The organism is Flavobacterium sp. GSA192 (genome assembly GCF_006386525.1).
In the GTDB taxonomy this organism is placed as follows: domain Bacteria; phylum Bacteroidota; class Bacteroidia; order Flavobacteriales; family Flavobacteriaceae; genus Flavobacterium; species Flavobacterium commune.
Map to the genome: position 1 here is coordinate 207,608 of NZ_VAHC01000002.1, position 15,037 is coordinate 222,644.

The following is a 15,037-nucleotide window of genomic DNA, read 5'->3' on the forward strand; positions in this document are numbered from 1 at the left end:
ACGAAGCAATCTCACTAAGAGCTATACAACGCTTGATTTGCAAATGAGATTTCTTTGAGAATCTTTGCGTAACAGCTAAACCATTTATTTTTTATACTTTTGCAAAAAATATTCTCACTTAAACCGTTTATAGCATGCAACTGTACAACACCTTAAGCGCAGAAGAAAGAGCTGAACTCATTGATCAAGCGGGTAAACAACGTCTTACGTTGTCTTTCTATGCGTATGCCAAAATTGAAGATCCTAAAAAATTTCGCGACGATTTATTTCTAGCCTGGAACGCACTTGACGCCCTGGGACGAATTTATGTTGCCCATGAAGGTATTAACGCTCAAATGAACGTTCCTGCCGAAAATATTGAAGCTTTTAGAGAAACCTTGGAGGTTTATGATTTTATGAAAGGCATTCGTTTGAATGTAGCCGTAGAACATGACGATCACGCGTTTTTAAAATTGACTATCAAAGTGCGTCACAAAATTGTGGCTGACGGATTGAACGATGATACTTTTGATGTAACCAATAAAGGCGTACACTTAAAAGCCAAAGAATTCAATGAAATTCTGGAAGATCCAAATACTATTGTAGTAGATTTTAGAAATCATTACGAAAGTGAAGTGGGACATTTTAAAGGGGCTATCACTCCTGATGTGGAGACTTTTAGAGAGAGTTTGCCTATCATCAACGAGCAACTTCAAGACCACAAAGAAGATAAAAATCTGGTGATGTATTGTACCGGAGGAATTCGTTGTGAAAAAGCAAGTGCTTATTTTAAACACCAAGGTTTTAAAAATGTTTTCCAATTAGAAGGTGGAATCATCAATTATGCCAAGCAAATTGAAGAGGAAGGACTGGAAAGTAAATTCATCGGGAAAAACTTCGTTTTTGATAATCGTTTGGGAGAAAGAATCACTGATGATATTGTTTCGCAATGCCATCAATGCGGAAAACCTTGCGATAATCACACCAATTGTGCTAATGATGGTTGTCATTTATTGTTTATCCAATGTGATGAATGTAAAGCAGCTATGGAAAATTGCTGTTCTACCGAATGTCAGGAAACAATCCATTTGCCTTATGACGAACAAATTAAATTAAGAAAAGGGAAGCAAGTAGGTAATAAAGTTTTTAGAAAAGGAAAATCAGAAAGTTTGAAGTTCAAACATTCGGGTGAACTGTCTGATACTGCTTTGGCCACAGCTCCTAAAACTGCCGATATTCGTCAAAAAATAAAAGTAAAAAAGACCTTAGTGGGTAAAGCCGAGCATTATTATGTAAAAGCGAATATTGGTCTTTTTACCATTGAAAATAATGAATTGAATTTGGGCGATAAAATCCTGATTTCAGGACCTACGACTGGTAATCAGGAATTGGTTTTAGAAAAAATGTTTGTTAATGGTTATGAGGGAACTCAAGCCAAGGCAGGAGACAAACTAACTTTTGCCGTTCCTTTCAGAATTCGTTTATCTGATAAATTATTTAAAATATTAGATTAAATACAGTTATAAAATTATAAGCAGGCCTATTTCAGTAAAATGAAATAGGCTTTTTTTATAAAAAATTTAATCTTTTAGACAGTTCTTAATCTTGCAACATAAGATTAATTTAGAGTAGCGAAAAATTAATCCTTAATTAATTTGAATTTCACAGCTTGAAAAAACACCTTTGAATCTTTTTCAAAATATATTCCGTTTTCTTTTTTCTCTAATTTTACTTGGTAGTTATGAATTATATTAGTTTGTGCAATCACATTTACTTGGTAGTTTTTACCAGTTTTGTTTGCTAATGATATATTTTGAACTATACCATTAATCACAATCGATTTTGGAATAATTTCAGTATTAATAAGCTCAAAACTAACTGTATATCCTTTCTCACTATCTCTGTTATAGCTTTTATAGGTTTGGTTTTTAATATCTAATAATTGCTTGGAACAGGAGAAAATAAAGAAAGATCCTAAATAAAGTAATAAAATAATGACTTTTGGTGTACTATTTTTCATAGTTTTGATGTTTTATTCGCACAAATTTAATTTAAACTATTGATTAATAATGAAACTAAAATATCTAATTTTAATATTGCTTGTTGGATTGGCTTTTACTTCTTGCAGCAAGGATTCTGATTCGGATTCTGATGCAGTCAAAACCGTTGTACCTGATGAGATTAATGACTTTGTTTGGAAAGCGATGAATTCCTGGTATTATTGGCAATCCAATGTTGCCAATTTATCCGATAGCAAAATTACTTCCAGCAATAACTATGCTAATTTCATTAACGGAAAAACTCCAGATGCTCTTTTTTATTCACTCCTTTATCAAAGAGGAACTGTGGATAGATTTTCCTGGATTGAAAATAGTAATGAAGTGGTGAATGTTTCAAAAATTGCCGAAGTCAAAAAAAGTGGCGGTTTTAGTTATGGAGTTTATCCTAAGGATTTGAATAATGTAAATTTGGTAGCCTTGATAAATTATATTGTACCAGGTTCACCTGCGGATTTAGCGGGATTGAAAAGAGGTGACGTTATTACAAAAATAAATGGTAACCAACTTACCTCAAGTAATTATGATCAACTAGCCAATACTCAAGTATCACTTACTTTGGCAGCAACTGTGGGATTTATAACTACTGGAATGGTAACCACTGACAAAGCAGGAACTGTAAATGTAACCCAAACAGAAATTGATGAAAACCCGGTTGCTTATTACGAAAAGAAAGTATATGACAGTAAAAACATTGGCTATTTGGTGTATAACAGTTTCAAATCCGATTATAATGATGAACTTAATGCTGCTTTCGCCAAAATGCAATCGGATGGAATTAACGAATTGGTTTTAGATTTAAGATATAACGGAGGCGGATCATTAGAAACAGCAGTAGCTTTGGCACAAATGATCAATGGAAGTTTTACTAACAAGCCGTATGCTTATTTAGATTTCAATGCTAAACATAATAGCAACGATGGCTTTGAAAACCTTTCTGATAAAGTAAAAATTTTCAATTTGGTTGATAACGAACCCACTTTTCAGAGAGACGAAAGTATCAATAGCCTTTCTTTAACAAAAATATATGTCTTAGTAAGTTTTCAAACGGCTTCTGCCAGCGAACTCACTATTCAATGTCTAAAAAAATACATTAGCGTAATTACAATTGGTGAAGAAACAGTAGGTAAATTTGTAGGATCTAATACACTATATGATTCTCCTACATCAAATTATACCTCATACGCTAATAGAAGTACCAAACACCAATGGCAATTGCAACCCATTACGTTTACCTATTACAACAAAGACAAAGACGTAAATCCAACTAAAATTACACCTAATCACGAGATTAATCCTTATTCTACTTTCTTAAATCTGGTTGAATTTGGAAACGTAAAAGATCCATGTTTAAAAAAGGCTCTCGAACTGATTACTGGGCAAACTTTGCGGACTAATACTCAAAACACCAACACCTCATTGTCTTTTAGAAACGACAATCTTGCTTCGTTCAATCCTACGAATGCTGCCAAAGGATTGTATATTGAAGATTTTAAAAGTTTAAAACAATAATAATCAATATGTAAGACAAAATTTTAAAAGTCATAAAGTCAAAAGAAAGTTGTAACTGTTTTAATTCTTTTCAGAATTCGTTTGTCTTATAAATGATATAAAATTTTGGATTAAAATTTCAATTATAAATTATTTTAAAGCCTGTTTCAACTCATTTTGAAACAGGCTTTTTTTATAAAAATTTTAATGTTTTGAGAAATTCTTAATTTTGCATCTTAAGATTAAAAAATACTATCTTTACGGATTAAACGTTTTAAGAACTTAAGTTGTGCCAGTCACAACACTACATATAAAATTATGGCATGTGCAAGTTGTTCAACCTCTGATGGTGGCGCACCAAAAGGTTGCAAAAATAATGGGACTTGTGGCACCGATAGCTGCAACAAATTAACGGTCTTTGACTGGCTTTCGAATATGAGTTTACCGGGTGGTGAAGCTCCTTTTGATTGTGTTGAAGTTCGTTTTAAGAACGGAAGAAAAGAATTTTATCGCAATACCGAGAAATTAACTTTAAGCATGGGAGACATTGTGGCAACTGTCGCTTCTCCCGGGCATGATATTGGAATTGTTACTTTGACGGGAGAATTGGTAAGAATCCAAATGAAGAAAAAAGGAGTAGATCCTAATAGCAATGAAGTACCAAAAGTGTACCGAAAAGCATCTCAAAAAGACATCGATATTTGGTCGGCGGCTCGCAGTAAAGAAGAGCCAATGAAAGTTCGCGCCCGCGAATTGGCTATTGCTCAAAAACTGGAAATGAAAATTTCGGATATCGAATTTCAGGGAGATGGTTCTAAGGCAACATTTTATTACACGGCTAATGACAGAGTCGATTTCAGACAATTAATTAAAGATTTTGCCAAAGAATTCAATACCAGAATCGAGATGAAGCAAGTTGGTTTCCGTCAGGAAGCGGCTCGTTTGGGTGGAATAGGTTCTTGTGGCAGAGAACTGTGTTGTTCTACCTGGCTGACTGATTTTAGAAGTGTCAATACTTCGGCAGCACGTTACCAGCAATTGTCTTTAAATCCGCAAAAATTAGCGGGACAATGTGGTAAATTAAAGTGTTGTTTGAATTATGAATTAGACACTTACATGGATGCCTTAAAAGGATTTCCTGATTTTGACACCAAATTGATTACCGAAAAAGGGGATGCTGTTTGTCAAAAACAAGATATTTTTAAAGGATTGATGTGGTTTGCTTACACGAACAATTTTGCCAATTGGCATGTTTTAAAAATTGATAAGGTTAAGGAAATTGTTGCTGAAAATAAGCTAAAAAATAAAGTTTCGTCCTTAGAAGATTTTGCAATTGAAGTTGTTCAGGAAGTTGAAAAAGACTTTAATAATGCCATGGGACAAGAAAGTTTAACTCGTTTTGATCAACCAAAAAAGAGCAAAAGACACAATAAAAAACCCAAAAAGGCAGTTGAAAATAATGCCGGAGCACCAAATGCCAAAAAACAGCAAAACAAACCGGCAAATAATAACAACAATAATACGGCTGCAGCTCCATCTGCACCCAAACAACCGTCAGAAAAGAAACCTAAAGGACCTAGAAAACCTATAATTATTAAAAAAAATGAGGCTAAAAAATAGCGTTGTATTACTTTTAGTTAGCATACTTTTTTTCTCCTGTGATAAAAAAAGAGTTTTTGATGAATATAAATCCGTTGGTAGAGCCTGGCATAAAGATAGCGTCGTTTCCTTTAATTTGCCTGAATTGGATTCTACAAAAAGATATGATCTTTTTATAAATATCAGAGATAATAATAATTATCCTTTTAGTAATCTATTTTTGATTGTAACACTTGAAAAACCAAATGGTTACACTAAAGTGGATACCTTAGAATACCAAATGGCTGCGGCTGATGGCACATTGTTGGGGAATGGGTTTACCGATATAAAAGAGAGCAAATTGTATTTTAAAGAGAATGTAAGGTTCAGAGGAAAATACAAACTCAATATCAAACAGGCTGTTAGAGAAGGTGGTAAGGTTCCGGGAGTTACAGAATTAGAAGGCATTACCGAAGTAGGTTTAAGAATTGAAAAAAAAGAATAAATAGTTATGACAACTAATAAAAAAACAAATACTACAGAACACGATTTTAAGTACTACACCAAAAAATTCTGGAAGTTTTTCTTTTATGGAATGGCAGGAATTATGTTGTTTTTCCTTTTTGCATCCTGGGGACTTTTTGGTTCCATGCCTTCATTTGAAGACTTAGAAAACCCGGATTCTAATTTGGCTACCGAAATTATTTCTGCTGATGGAGTAGTTATTGGAAAGTATTTTCAAACGAACCGTTCGCAATTAAAATATTCTGATTTGCCTAAAAATCTAGTAGATGCACTTGTTGCAACTGAGGATGAGCGTTTCTATGAACATTCAGGTATTGACGGAAGAGGAACTTTAAGAGCTATTGTAAGTTTAGGAACAAATGGTGGTGCGAGTACCTTAACACAGCAATTGGCTAAACAATTGTTTCATGGTGAAGGATCTAAATTCCTGCCTTTTCGTATTGTTCAAAAAGCGAAGGAATGGATTATTGCTATTCGATTAGAAAGACAATATACCAAGAATGAGATTCTGGCGATGTATTGCAATGTATATGATTTTGGAAACTCAGCTGTAGGAGTAAGTTCGGCAGCTCAGACTTATTTTTCAAAAACTCCAAAAGAATTAACGGTGGACGAGTCGGCAATTTTGGTGGGTATGTTTAAAAATTCAAGTCTTTATAATCCAATTCGAAATCCTGAGGGTGTAAAAAACCGTAGAAATGTGGTTTTGGGACAAATGGAAAAGTCGGATATGATTACTGAAGCCCAAAAAGAAAAATTAAAAAAACTACCTCTAAACTTACGTTTTAAATTAGAGAGTCATCGAGAAGGAACTGCTACTTATTTCAGAGAATACTTGCGTGACTACATGAAAAAATGGGCAGAAACCAATAAAAAACCGGATGGTTCAGATTATGATATCTATAAAGATGGATTAAAAATTTACACTACTATCGATTCCAGAATGCAATTGCATGCTGAAAAGGCGGTTACTGAGCACATGGCAAATCTTCAGGAACAGTTTTTTATTGAGGCAAAAACCAATAAAAATGCGCCATTTGTTGGTATTTCTGAGAAAGAAACCAATCGAATTTTAAAATTGGCTATGAAAGCTTCTAACCGTTGGACTGTTATGGAATCAATGGAAAAATCAGAAGATGAAATTATTGAATCTTTCAATAAGAAAACAAAAATGACTGTTTTTACCTGGAAAGGAGAGCGAGATACGGTTATGACACCTTTGGATTCTATTCGTTATTACAAGCATTTCCTGCAATCCGGATTGATGGCTATGGAGCCACAAACAGGAAACATCAAAGCTTGGGTAGGAGGAATCAATTATAAGTATTTTCAATACGATCACGTAGCTCAGGGAGCCAGACAAGTGGGTTCTACTTTCAAACCTTTTGTGTATGCAACAGCCATAGAGCAGTTGAACATGTCTCCTTGCGATTCTATTATCGATGCACCATTCACTATTCCTGTTGGTCGTCATCACGTTACAGAAACCTGGACTCCAAGAAACTCAAACAACACTTACCTTGGAATGGTAACTTTGAAAAAAGCATTGGCAAATTCGATTAATACTGTTTCGGCTAAATTAATTGACAAAGTAGGACCAGAGGCAGTTATTAAATTAACACACAAATTAGGGGTTAAAACAGAGATTCCTGCTCAGCCTTCGATTGCACTTGGAGCAGTAGACATTACTGTTGAAGAAATGGTGGCTGCTTACAGTACTTTTGCTAATCAGGGAGTTTATAATAAACCACAATTTTTATCCAGAATTGAAGATAAAAGCGGTGTGGTTATTTATGAGCCAATACCGGAATCGCATGATGTTTTGAACAAAGATATTGCTTTTGCAGTAGTTAAATTACTGGAAGGAGTTACCGAAGGAGGTTCGGGATCCAGATTAAGAACTGAATACGGAGGTAGCGGAGACAACCGTTGGACAGGTTATCCGTATGTATTTAAAAACCCGATTGCAGGTAAAACAGGAACAACACAAAACCAATCTGATGGATGGTTCATGGGAATGGTTCCAAATTTGGTGACAGGAGTTTGGGTAGGTTGCGAAGACCGTTCGGCTCGTTTTAAAAGTCTTACTTATGGTCAGGGAGCTACAGCAGCACTACCGGTTTGGGGATATTTTATGAAATTATGTTATGAGGATCCAAATCTAAAAGTCTCAAAAGAACCATTTGAAAGACCGGCTAATCTTTCTATAAAAGTAGATTGTTATCAACCGCGTCCAAAAGTAGAAAAGGATACCACTGCAGTTATTCAGGATACAGACGAGTTTGAATTCTAAAAACGTTTTATTTTAATTTGTTCATTATGACTGAAATTAAAATTGCAATTACCGATAATGAAATAGCTTCCTGTTGGGAAGCTATTTCTGTATTACGACCAATGTTAGAAAGAGAACATTTTGTTTCTCTAATAAAGGATTTGCAAAAAGAAGGCTATCAGTTGCTTTATATTCAGGAAGAGGGTATAACGGTTGCAATTGCCGGTTATCGCATTTATACGATGCTCTATTGCGGTAAAATGCTTTATCTGGATGATCTTTCTACTCTGGAAACATATAGAGGCAAAGGCTATGCTTCGCAACTTTTAAATCATTTAAAAGAAATAGCTTTAGAAAACAACTGTGTCTCAATTCAATTGGATTCCGGTCCAGGCAGAACTACAGCTCATAAACTCTATTTCAAAGAAGATTTTACAATCAGTGCTTATCATTTTCATAAAAATATAGAGCCAAAACTTTAATTTACGGCGAATTGTAATATTGTTTTTTGTTTTGAAAATAAAGGCTTATTTTTAAGAATCAAAAGAAATCAATTCGTTATGATCTGTAAAAAAGTAAATTCTGTTCAGGAAGCATTGCGTGATGTTCAAGACAATGCGACCATTATGTTGGGAGGCTTTGGACTTTGTGGTATTCCCGAAAATTCTATTGCCGAATTAGTCCAAAAAGAAATTAAAAATCTCACCTGTATTTCTAATAATGCCGGAGTGGATAATTTTGGTTTGGGGATGCTTTTGCAAAAAAGACAAATCAGGAAAATGATTTCTTCTTATGTGGGTGAAAATGCCGAATTTGAACGTCAGATGCTTTCGGGTGAACTCGAAGTAGAACTTATTCCACAAGGAACGCTAGCCGAACGTTGTCGTGCTGCCCAAGCCGGAATTCCTGCTTTTTTTACACCAGCTGGTTTTGGTACCGAAGTTGCCATTGGTAAAGAAACCCGGGAATTTAACGGAAAAATGCACGTGATGGAATTGGCTTTCAATGCTGATTTTTCCATTGTAAAAGCCTGGAAAGGAGACACGGCAGGAAACCTAATTTTTAAAGGAACTGCCCGAAATTTCAATCCTGCCATGGCCGGTGCTGCCAAAATCACTATTGCCGAAGTAGAAGAACTAGTTGAAGCAGGAACTTTAGATCCTAATCAAATTCATATTCCCGGAATATTTGTGCAACGGATTTTTCAAGGTGAGAAATATGAAAAACGGATTGAGAAGAGAACGGTTCGAGAAAGGAAATAGTGTTCAGTGTTTAGTTTTAAAACAAAATTTAAATTGATGAAACAGGCTTTACTTTTATTAATAATTTTTATTGTATTGAGTTGTAAAAAACAACTAGAAAACAGCAATGGAAAAGAAGTTATTGTACAACTTGATCCTCCACCTCCGCCAAAAGTAATTGACAAAAATACTTTAATTGGATTTGCTTGTTATTATGCAGGAAGTAAATCTAATTCTGTTAAAAAAATTTCTGATATTCTGAAAAACAAAAACTTTACAAACCTAAAAGCTAAACTTTACGACGTTAATCCTGCCGAGAAATATTTAGCTACAGTTGCCTGTGAAAAATTAGGAAAGAAAAATTTAATTAAACTCACTATAAAAGAGTCTGATCAAATCAAAGTTAATAAATCAAGTAAGGAAAAAGTAACCATTTGTAGCGGTTGTACAAACGAAGAAGAATTAACTTTGAATGATATGTTTTATTCGGAAGATAATTTTTTATCAAAATCTACAGAAAAATGGCTAAACGAAATGATAAAATAATATTTATATTAAATACTCTTTTTCAACCAATAACTTAAATGACCTTAAATTCATTACATGGTTCAAAAAATAAAATTATGGCTTTAACAAAAGAAGATATCGCAAAACGAATTGCTCGGGAACTCAAAGATGGCTTTTACGTTAATTTAGGGATAGGAATTCCTACTTTGGTGGCCAACTATATACCTGAGGGAATTAACGTCGAATTTCAAAGCGAAAATGGCGTTCTGGGCATGGGGCCGTTTCCTTTTGAGGGAGAAGAAGACGCTGATTTAATTAATGCAGGAAAACAAACCATAACAACGCTTCCCGGTGCTGTCTTTTTTGATTCGGCATTAAGTTTCGGAATGATTCGCGGCAAGCATGTTGATTTAACGATTCTTGGTGCTATGGAGGTAGCCGAAAACGGCGATATAGCCAACTGGAAAATTCCCGGTAAAATGGTTAAAGGAATGGGTGGCGCGATGGATTTAGTGGCTTCTGCCGAAAATATCATCGTTGCCATGATGCACGTCAACAAAGAAGGGGAGTCTAAGATCCTAAAAAAATGTAGTTTGCCGTTAACAGGTGTGGGCTGCGTTAAAAAAATCGTGACTGAATTAGCAGTTATGGAAATTACCCCAAAAGGAATTAAATTACAGGAAAGAGCTCCCGGAGTAACAGTAGAGCATATCATCGCTTCCACCGAAGCAGAATTGATTATCGAAGGCGATATTCCTGAAATGAAAATTGATTAAAAAAATAAACCGCAGATCAGCAAATTTAAAATCTGCGAATCTGCGGTTAAAATATTCTTTATAAACTTTGTGTTCTTTGCGGTTAATCTTTATAAATTTTCAAAGAAATCATTTCCTTTATCATCAGTAATAATGAACGCAGGGAAATCTTTAATAGTGATTTTACGAACGGCTTCCATGCCTAACTCTTCAAAGTCAACTACTTCAACCGAAAGGATATTTTCTTTCGCCAAAATAGCTGCTGGCCCACCGATAGAACCCAAATAGAATCCACCGTAAGTTTTACAGGCATTCATTACATCTTTAGTTCTGTTTCCTTTGGCAAGCATAACCATACTTCCACCATTTTTCTGGAATTCTTCCACATAAACGTCCATACGTCCTGCAGTTGTTGGTCCAAAACTTCCTGATGGCATTCCGTCTGGTGTTTTAGCAGGACCTGCATAGTAAATTGGGTGATTTTTAAAGTATTCCGGCATTGGTTTTCCGGCATCTAATAATTCTTTGATTTTAGCGTGTGCAATATCACGGGCAACAATCAAAGTTCCGTTTAGTTTCAAACGCGTTTTGATTGGATATTGTGATAATTTTTTAAGAATATCAGCCATTGGTTGGTTCAAATCAACTTCAACAGCTTCTTCCAAATGTGGAGGTGTTTCAGGTAATAATCTTTTTGGATTTACCTCTAATTGCTCTACGAAAATACCGTCTTTGGTAATTTTACCTTTGATATTTCTATCGGCAGAACAGGAAACTCCCAATCCAACCGGACAAGAAGCAGCGTGACGTGGCAAACGGATTACACGTACATCATGCGTGAAATATTTTCCTCCAAATTGAGCTCCAATAGCACTTTCTTGACAGATTTTTTGAACACGTTTTTCCCATTCCAAATCACGGAAAGCCTGACCAGCCATGTTTCCTGTAGTAGGTAAATTGTCGTAGTACCCTGCAGAAGCTTTTTTAACTGCTGCTAAAGTTGCTTCGGCAGAAGTTCCTCCAATTACCAAAGCCAAGTGATAAGGCGGACAAGCAGAAGTTCCTAAATCCATGATTTTAGCACGAATGAAAGCATCCAGTGATTTTTCATTCAACAAGGATTTCGTCTGTTGGTATAAATAAGTTTTATTGGCAGAACCTCCACCTTTTGCTAAAAACAAGAATTCATACGAACTTCCTTTTTTAGCATAGATATCAACTTGTGCCGGAAGATTTGAACCTGAGTTCTTTTCTTCAAACATGCTAATAGGTACAATTTGAGAATAACGTAAGTTGCGTTCCTGATAGGTGTTAAAAATCCCTTTAGAAAGCCATTCGGCATCATCGACACCTGTATATACGTTTTCCCCTTTTTTAGCCATTACAATCGCTGTTCCGGTGTCTTGACAAGAAGGCAATTGGCCATCAATAGCTACAACAGCATTTTGCAATAAATTATAAGCCACAAATCGGTCGTTGTCTGTTGCTTCCGGATCATCAAGAATAGCTCTTAATTTTTCCAAATGCGAAGTACGTAACATAAAAGAAACATCTTTCATCGCTTCCTGCGAAAGCAATTCCAAGCCTTTTGGGTCAACAGTTAAGATTTCTCTATCGCCGAGTTTCTCTACTTTTACGTAATCAGAAGTGATTTTGCGGTATTGGGTATCGTCTTTTAAAATTGGATAAGGATCCTGGTATATAAAGTCCATTGGTATTTTATTTTTTTTGACAAATATAAAAATTATTTGGCGTAGCCACAGTCTTTTAACAGCTGTGATTCTTTCGGAAAATCACACTTTTTGTTATAAAAACAAGCAAAAAGAGATGATATTTCATAAATACCATCCCTTTGTTTGTACGATTAATGTTTTAAAAACTAGCTTAATAAGCTAGTAACTAAAAATAGAATCAGTAATCCTATGGCGATGTATTTAGTGTATTTTGACATTTTTTTAGATTAATTAATGAGTTATTTAAAAAGTATTTTTTGTAAAATTCAAAAGAATGAAAAATAGATTAAAAAACCTAGAATTATTGTTATATCAATCTGTTAAAATTAATTGCTCGAATATAATTCGTTTCTTTGATAACAGAATAAAATGCTATTTAATATGAGCCGTTCCTACGGAACTCCGTTTGTTGTTATTTCATATCACCAACGGATTAAAATCCGTTGCTACAATATTTGTCGTTCCTACGGAACTTTTACATTTAGTACATTTCATAGAGCCATCGGCTCGGTACATTTTGTAGCAACGGATTTTTAATCCGTTGAAAATAATCAAACCAAATCCAATGAGAGCCGTAGGCTCGGTACATATACAAATAGGATTCATATCAAATCTTCAAAAATATATCTTTCATCAAATGAAAGCTGGAATTTATCTAAAAACTCTAAATATTCATCCTTGAAAGTTTGTTTTTTATGATGTTCCTCTTGATTAGCAATGTATTTATAAACTATATTAATTTGAGAATGTCCGTAAGAAAACGCACCATAACCTTCCTGCCATTCAAACCTCGATTTGGTTAAATTATGGTCATTAATATATTTTGATGATTTTGCCTTTACAGTTTTCATCAATTCCGAGATGGAGACTGTAGGTTTAAGACCTAAAAAACAATGAACGTGATCTTCTACACCATTTACAATGATGGTTTTACATCCTGCTTCATTTATCAAATTGCCAATAACACCAAATAATGTGGATTTCCATTCATCAGCGATAATTGCTTCCCGATATTTTACCGCAAAAACAACCTGGATATATACTTGATGATAGGTATTTGCCATAATTTGGTTTTTTTATAATTCATATCATCAACGGATTAAAATCCGTCGCTACAATATTTGTCGTTCCTACGGAACTTTCACATTTGATATATTTTATAGAGCCATCGGCTCGGTACATTTTGTAGCAACAAAAATGCGTTGTTACAATATAATTCGTTTCTACAGAACTCTCATATTCGATGCGTTTCTACAGAATTGTTACAATATTTATCGTTCCTACGGAACTTTTATATTTGGCACATATCATAGAGCCATCAGCTCGGTACATTTTGTAGCAACGTCCCGAAAGCATTCGGGATTAATCCGTTGAAAACGATCAATCTACATTCAAATGAGAGCCCTAGGCTCGGCATATTTGATTTAAAAAAACCAGCTTGCCACGAAAATAGCAGTAATTACACAGATCACATCAACTATAAGCATAGTTCCTAAGGCGTATCGGGTGTTTTTTATATTAACCGAACCAAAGTAAACCGCAATCACATAAAAAGTACTTTCGGCACTGCATTGAAAAATAGAACTCAATCTTCCCGTCATGGAATCGGCGCCAAAAGTATTCATCGAATCAATCAAAAACCCTCTTGATCCCGCAGAACTGAATGGTCTTAGTAAGGCAACCGGTAAAGCATCTACAATTTCTTTATTGACTCCCATATTCGAGAAAATAAATCCAAGTCCGTTGCTGATAATTTCAAATAAACCACTGTTTCTGAATAAAGAAATAGCAACCAACATTCCTAAAACATAAGGAAAAATGGTAACCCCGGTCTTAACACCATTATTGGCTCCTGATACAAAAGCTTCGTAAACAGTAGTGTTAGCCTCAGTAAATTTCTTCTCCTTAAGAAAAGAAAATATCAAAGTAGCAACAATAATTCCTATCAATATTATGGCTGAAAGATTAGTAGTGAAATAGTTTTTACCAATTAAATCCAAATGGTTTACGTACATTAACAAACCTACAATAGCCGCAATTAACATCATTAATCCGATGAGTAAAGAAGCGCTTTTGAAATTAATTTTTTGTTTAACTCCTACAATTAGAAAAGCAGCAATGGTACCAATGAAAGAGGTAATGATACAAGGCAACATTACATCGGCAGGATTAGCAGCATTGGCCGCCGCACGATAGCCAATTATTGAAGTTGCTATTAAGGTAAGTCCCGAAGCATGTAGACACATAAACATAATTTGTGCATCGCTGGCCTTGTCTTTTTCAGGATTTATTTCTTGTAAACTCTCCATGGCTTTTAATCCAAAAGGTGTTGCAGCCGAATCCAATCCTAAGAAATTAGCAGCAAAATTTAAGGTCATGTAGGATATTGAAGGGTGGTTTTTAGGAATACTTGGAAACACTTTCACGAATACAGGACTCAATACTTTTGCCAGTTTTTCGGAAACTCCGGAAATGATTAAAAGTTCCATTAATCCACAGAAAAAGGCTAAATAAGCCATAAGTGGCAAGATCAAATCAAGTAAGGTACTTTTACAAGTGGGTAATAAACCATCCGATTTTTGAACACCACTGTAGATTTTTACCGTTTTATTTTTGTAGACATAAGTAGTATCAATATTTAGCGTATCTCTATTGATAGTAAAGGTTTTTTCTTCCGATTTATTGATACTGTCTTTTATAAATACAGGGATTTGATCAATATATTTTTCAGAAATTAAAATAGGATCGTCTTTTTTCCCGTTCAAAACATGGTCTATTGTATAACTGTTACCCGAAAACAAACTGAACATCACAAACGCAATCGACGAAATGAAAATTACTAACCAAAATCTACTTAATACCATAATTTATAATTTTTGTAAATGTAAAAATTTTGAAA

The 15,037-nt window shown here is 34.6% G+C and carries 13 protein-coding genes; 9 read left to right on the forward strand and 4 right to left on the reverse strand.

Annotation, left to right across the window (positions count from 1 at the left end; genetic code table 11):
* The first annotated feature begins 134 nt into the window (after positions 1-134).
* Positions 135-1,493 carry a rhodanese-related sulfurtransferase gene (locus FDM27_RS05000; RefSeq protein ID WP_140485437.1) on the forward strand — a complete coding sequence of 453 codons (1,359 nt, stop codon included), beginning with the start codon at positions 135-137 and terminating at the stop codon, positions 1,491-1,493.
* Between the two features lie 125 nt (positions 1,494-1,618).
* On the opposite strand, the gene FDM27_RS05005 is transcribed toward FDM27_RS05000, so the two are convergent.
* Complete coding sequence (locus tag FDM27_RS05005; protein WP_140485438.1) at positions 1,619-1,999, reverse strand: hypothetical protein; 381 nt, start codon at positions 1,997-1,999, stop codon at positions 1,619-1,621.
* 49 nt (positions 2,000-2,048) lie between these two features.
* Between FDM27_RS05005 and FDM27_RS05010 the strand changes: the two genes are divergently transcribed.
* The 8 genes from FDM27_RS05010 to FDM27_RS05045 all read left to right on the forward strand — a co-directional run bounded on the left by FDM27_RS05010 (position 2,049) and on the right by FDM27_RS05045 (position 10,426).
* Complete coding sequence (locus FDM27_RS05010; protein ID WP_140485439.1) at positions 2,049-3,548, forward strand: S41 family peptidase; 1,500 nt, start codon at positions 2,049-2,051, stop codon at positions 3,546-3,548.
* A gap of 297 nt (positions 3,549-3,845) precedes the next feature.
* Positions 3,846-5,147: a stage 0 sporulation family protein gene (locus FDM27_RS05015; protein ID WP_140485440.1), complete on the forward strand. Its 1,302-nt coding sequence runs from the start codon at positions 3,846-3,848 to the stop codon at positions 5,145-5,147.
* Positions 5,131-5,610, forward strand: coding sequence for a gliding motility lipoprotein GldH (locus FDM27_RS05020; protein ID WP_140485441.1), 480 nt, complete (start codon positions 5,131-5,133; stop codon positions 5,608-5,610). The genes FDM27_RS05015 and FDM27_RS05020 overlap by 17 nt, the downstream gene beginning before the upstream one ends.
* 6 nt (positions 5,611-5,616) lie before the next feature.
* The gene (locus FDM27_RS05025) at positions 5,617-7,923 is read left to right on the forward strand and encodes a penicillin-binding protein 1A (protein ID WP_140485442.1); all 2,307 of its coding nucleotides are present in this window, start codon (positions 5,617-5,619) and stop codon (positions 7,921-7,923) included.
* A gap of 26 nt (positions 7,924-7,949) precedes the next feature.
* On the forward strand, positions 7,950-8,384 hold the full coding sequence (locus tag FDM27_RS05030) for a GNAT family N-acetyltransferase (protein WP_140485443.1): 435 nt from the start codon (positions 7,950-7,952) through the stop codon (positions 8,382-8,384).
* Between the two features lie 78 nt (positions 8,385-8,462).
* Positions 8,463-9,164, forward strand: a complete 702-nt coding sequence (locus FDM27_RS05035) for a CoA transferase subunit A (RefSeq protein WP_140485444.1) — start codon at positions 8,463-8,465, stop codon at positions 9,162-9,164.
* A 36-nt stretch (positions 9,165-9,200) separates the two neighbouring features.
* Positions 9,201-9,689: a hypothetical protein gene (locus FDM27_RS05040; RefSeq protein WP_140485445.1), complete on the forward strand. Its 489-nt coding sequence runs from the start codon at positions 9,201-9,203 to the stop codon at positions 9,687-9,689.
* A gap of 77 nt (positions 9,690-9,766) precedes the next feature.
* On the forward strand, positions 9,767-10,426 hold the full coding sequence (locus tag FDM27_RS05045; RefSeq protein WP_140485704.1) for a CoA transferase subunit B: 660 nt from the start codon (positions 9,767-9,769) through the stop codon (positions 10,424-10,426).
* A gap of 89 nt (positions 10,427-10,515) precedes the next feature.
* Here FDM27_RS05045 and FDM27_RS05050 read toward each other — a convergent pair whose 3' ends face one another.
* The 3 genes from FDM27_RS05050 to FDM27_RS05060 all read right to left on the reverse strand — a co-directional run bounded on the left by FDM27_RS05050 (position 10,516) and on the right by FDM27_RS05060 (position 15,002).
* Positions 10,516-12,117, reverse strand: coding sequence for a fumarate hydratase (locus FDM27_RS05050; RefSeq protein ID WP_140485446.1), 1,602 nt, complete (start codon positions 12,115-12,117; stop codon positions 10,516-10,518).
* A gap of 623 nt (positions 12,118-12,740) precedes the next feature.
* Complete coding sequence (gene tnpA / locus FDM27_RS05055; RefSeq protein ID WP_140485447.1) at positions 12,741-13,202, reverse strand: IS200/IS605 family transposase; 462 nt, start codon at positions 13,200-13,202, stop codon at positions 12,741-12,743.
* Positions 13,203-13,562: 360 nt separating this feature from the next.
* Entirely contained in the window at positions 13,563-15,002 is a 1,440-nt protein-coding gene (locus FDM27_RS05060; RefSeq protein ID WP_140485448.1) for a nucleoside recognition domain-containing protein, read from the reverse strand.
* Positions 15,003-15,037: the final 35 nt, after the last annotated feature.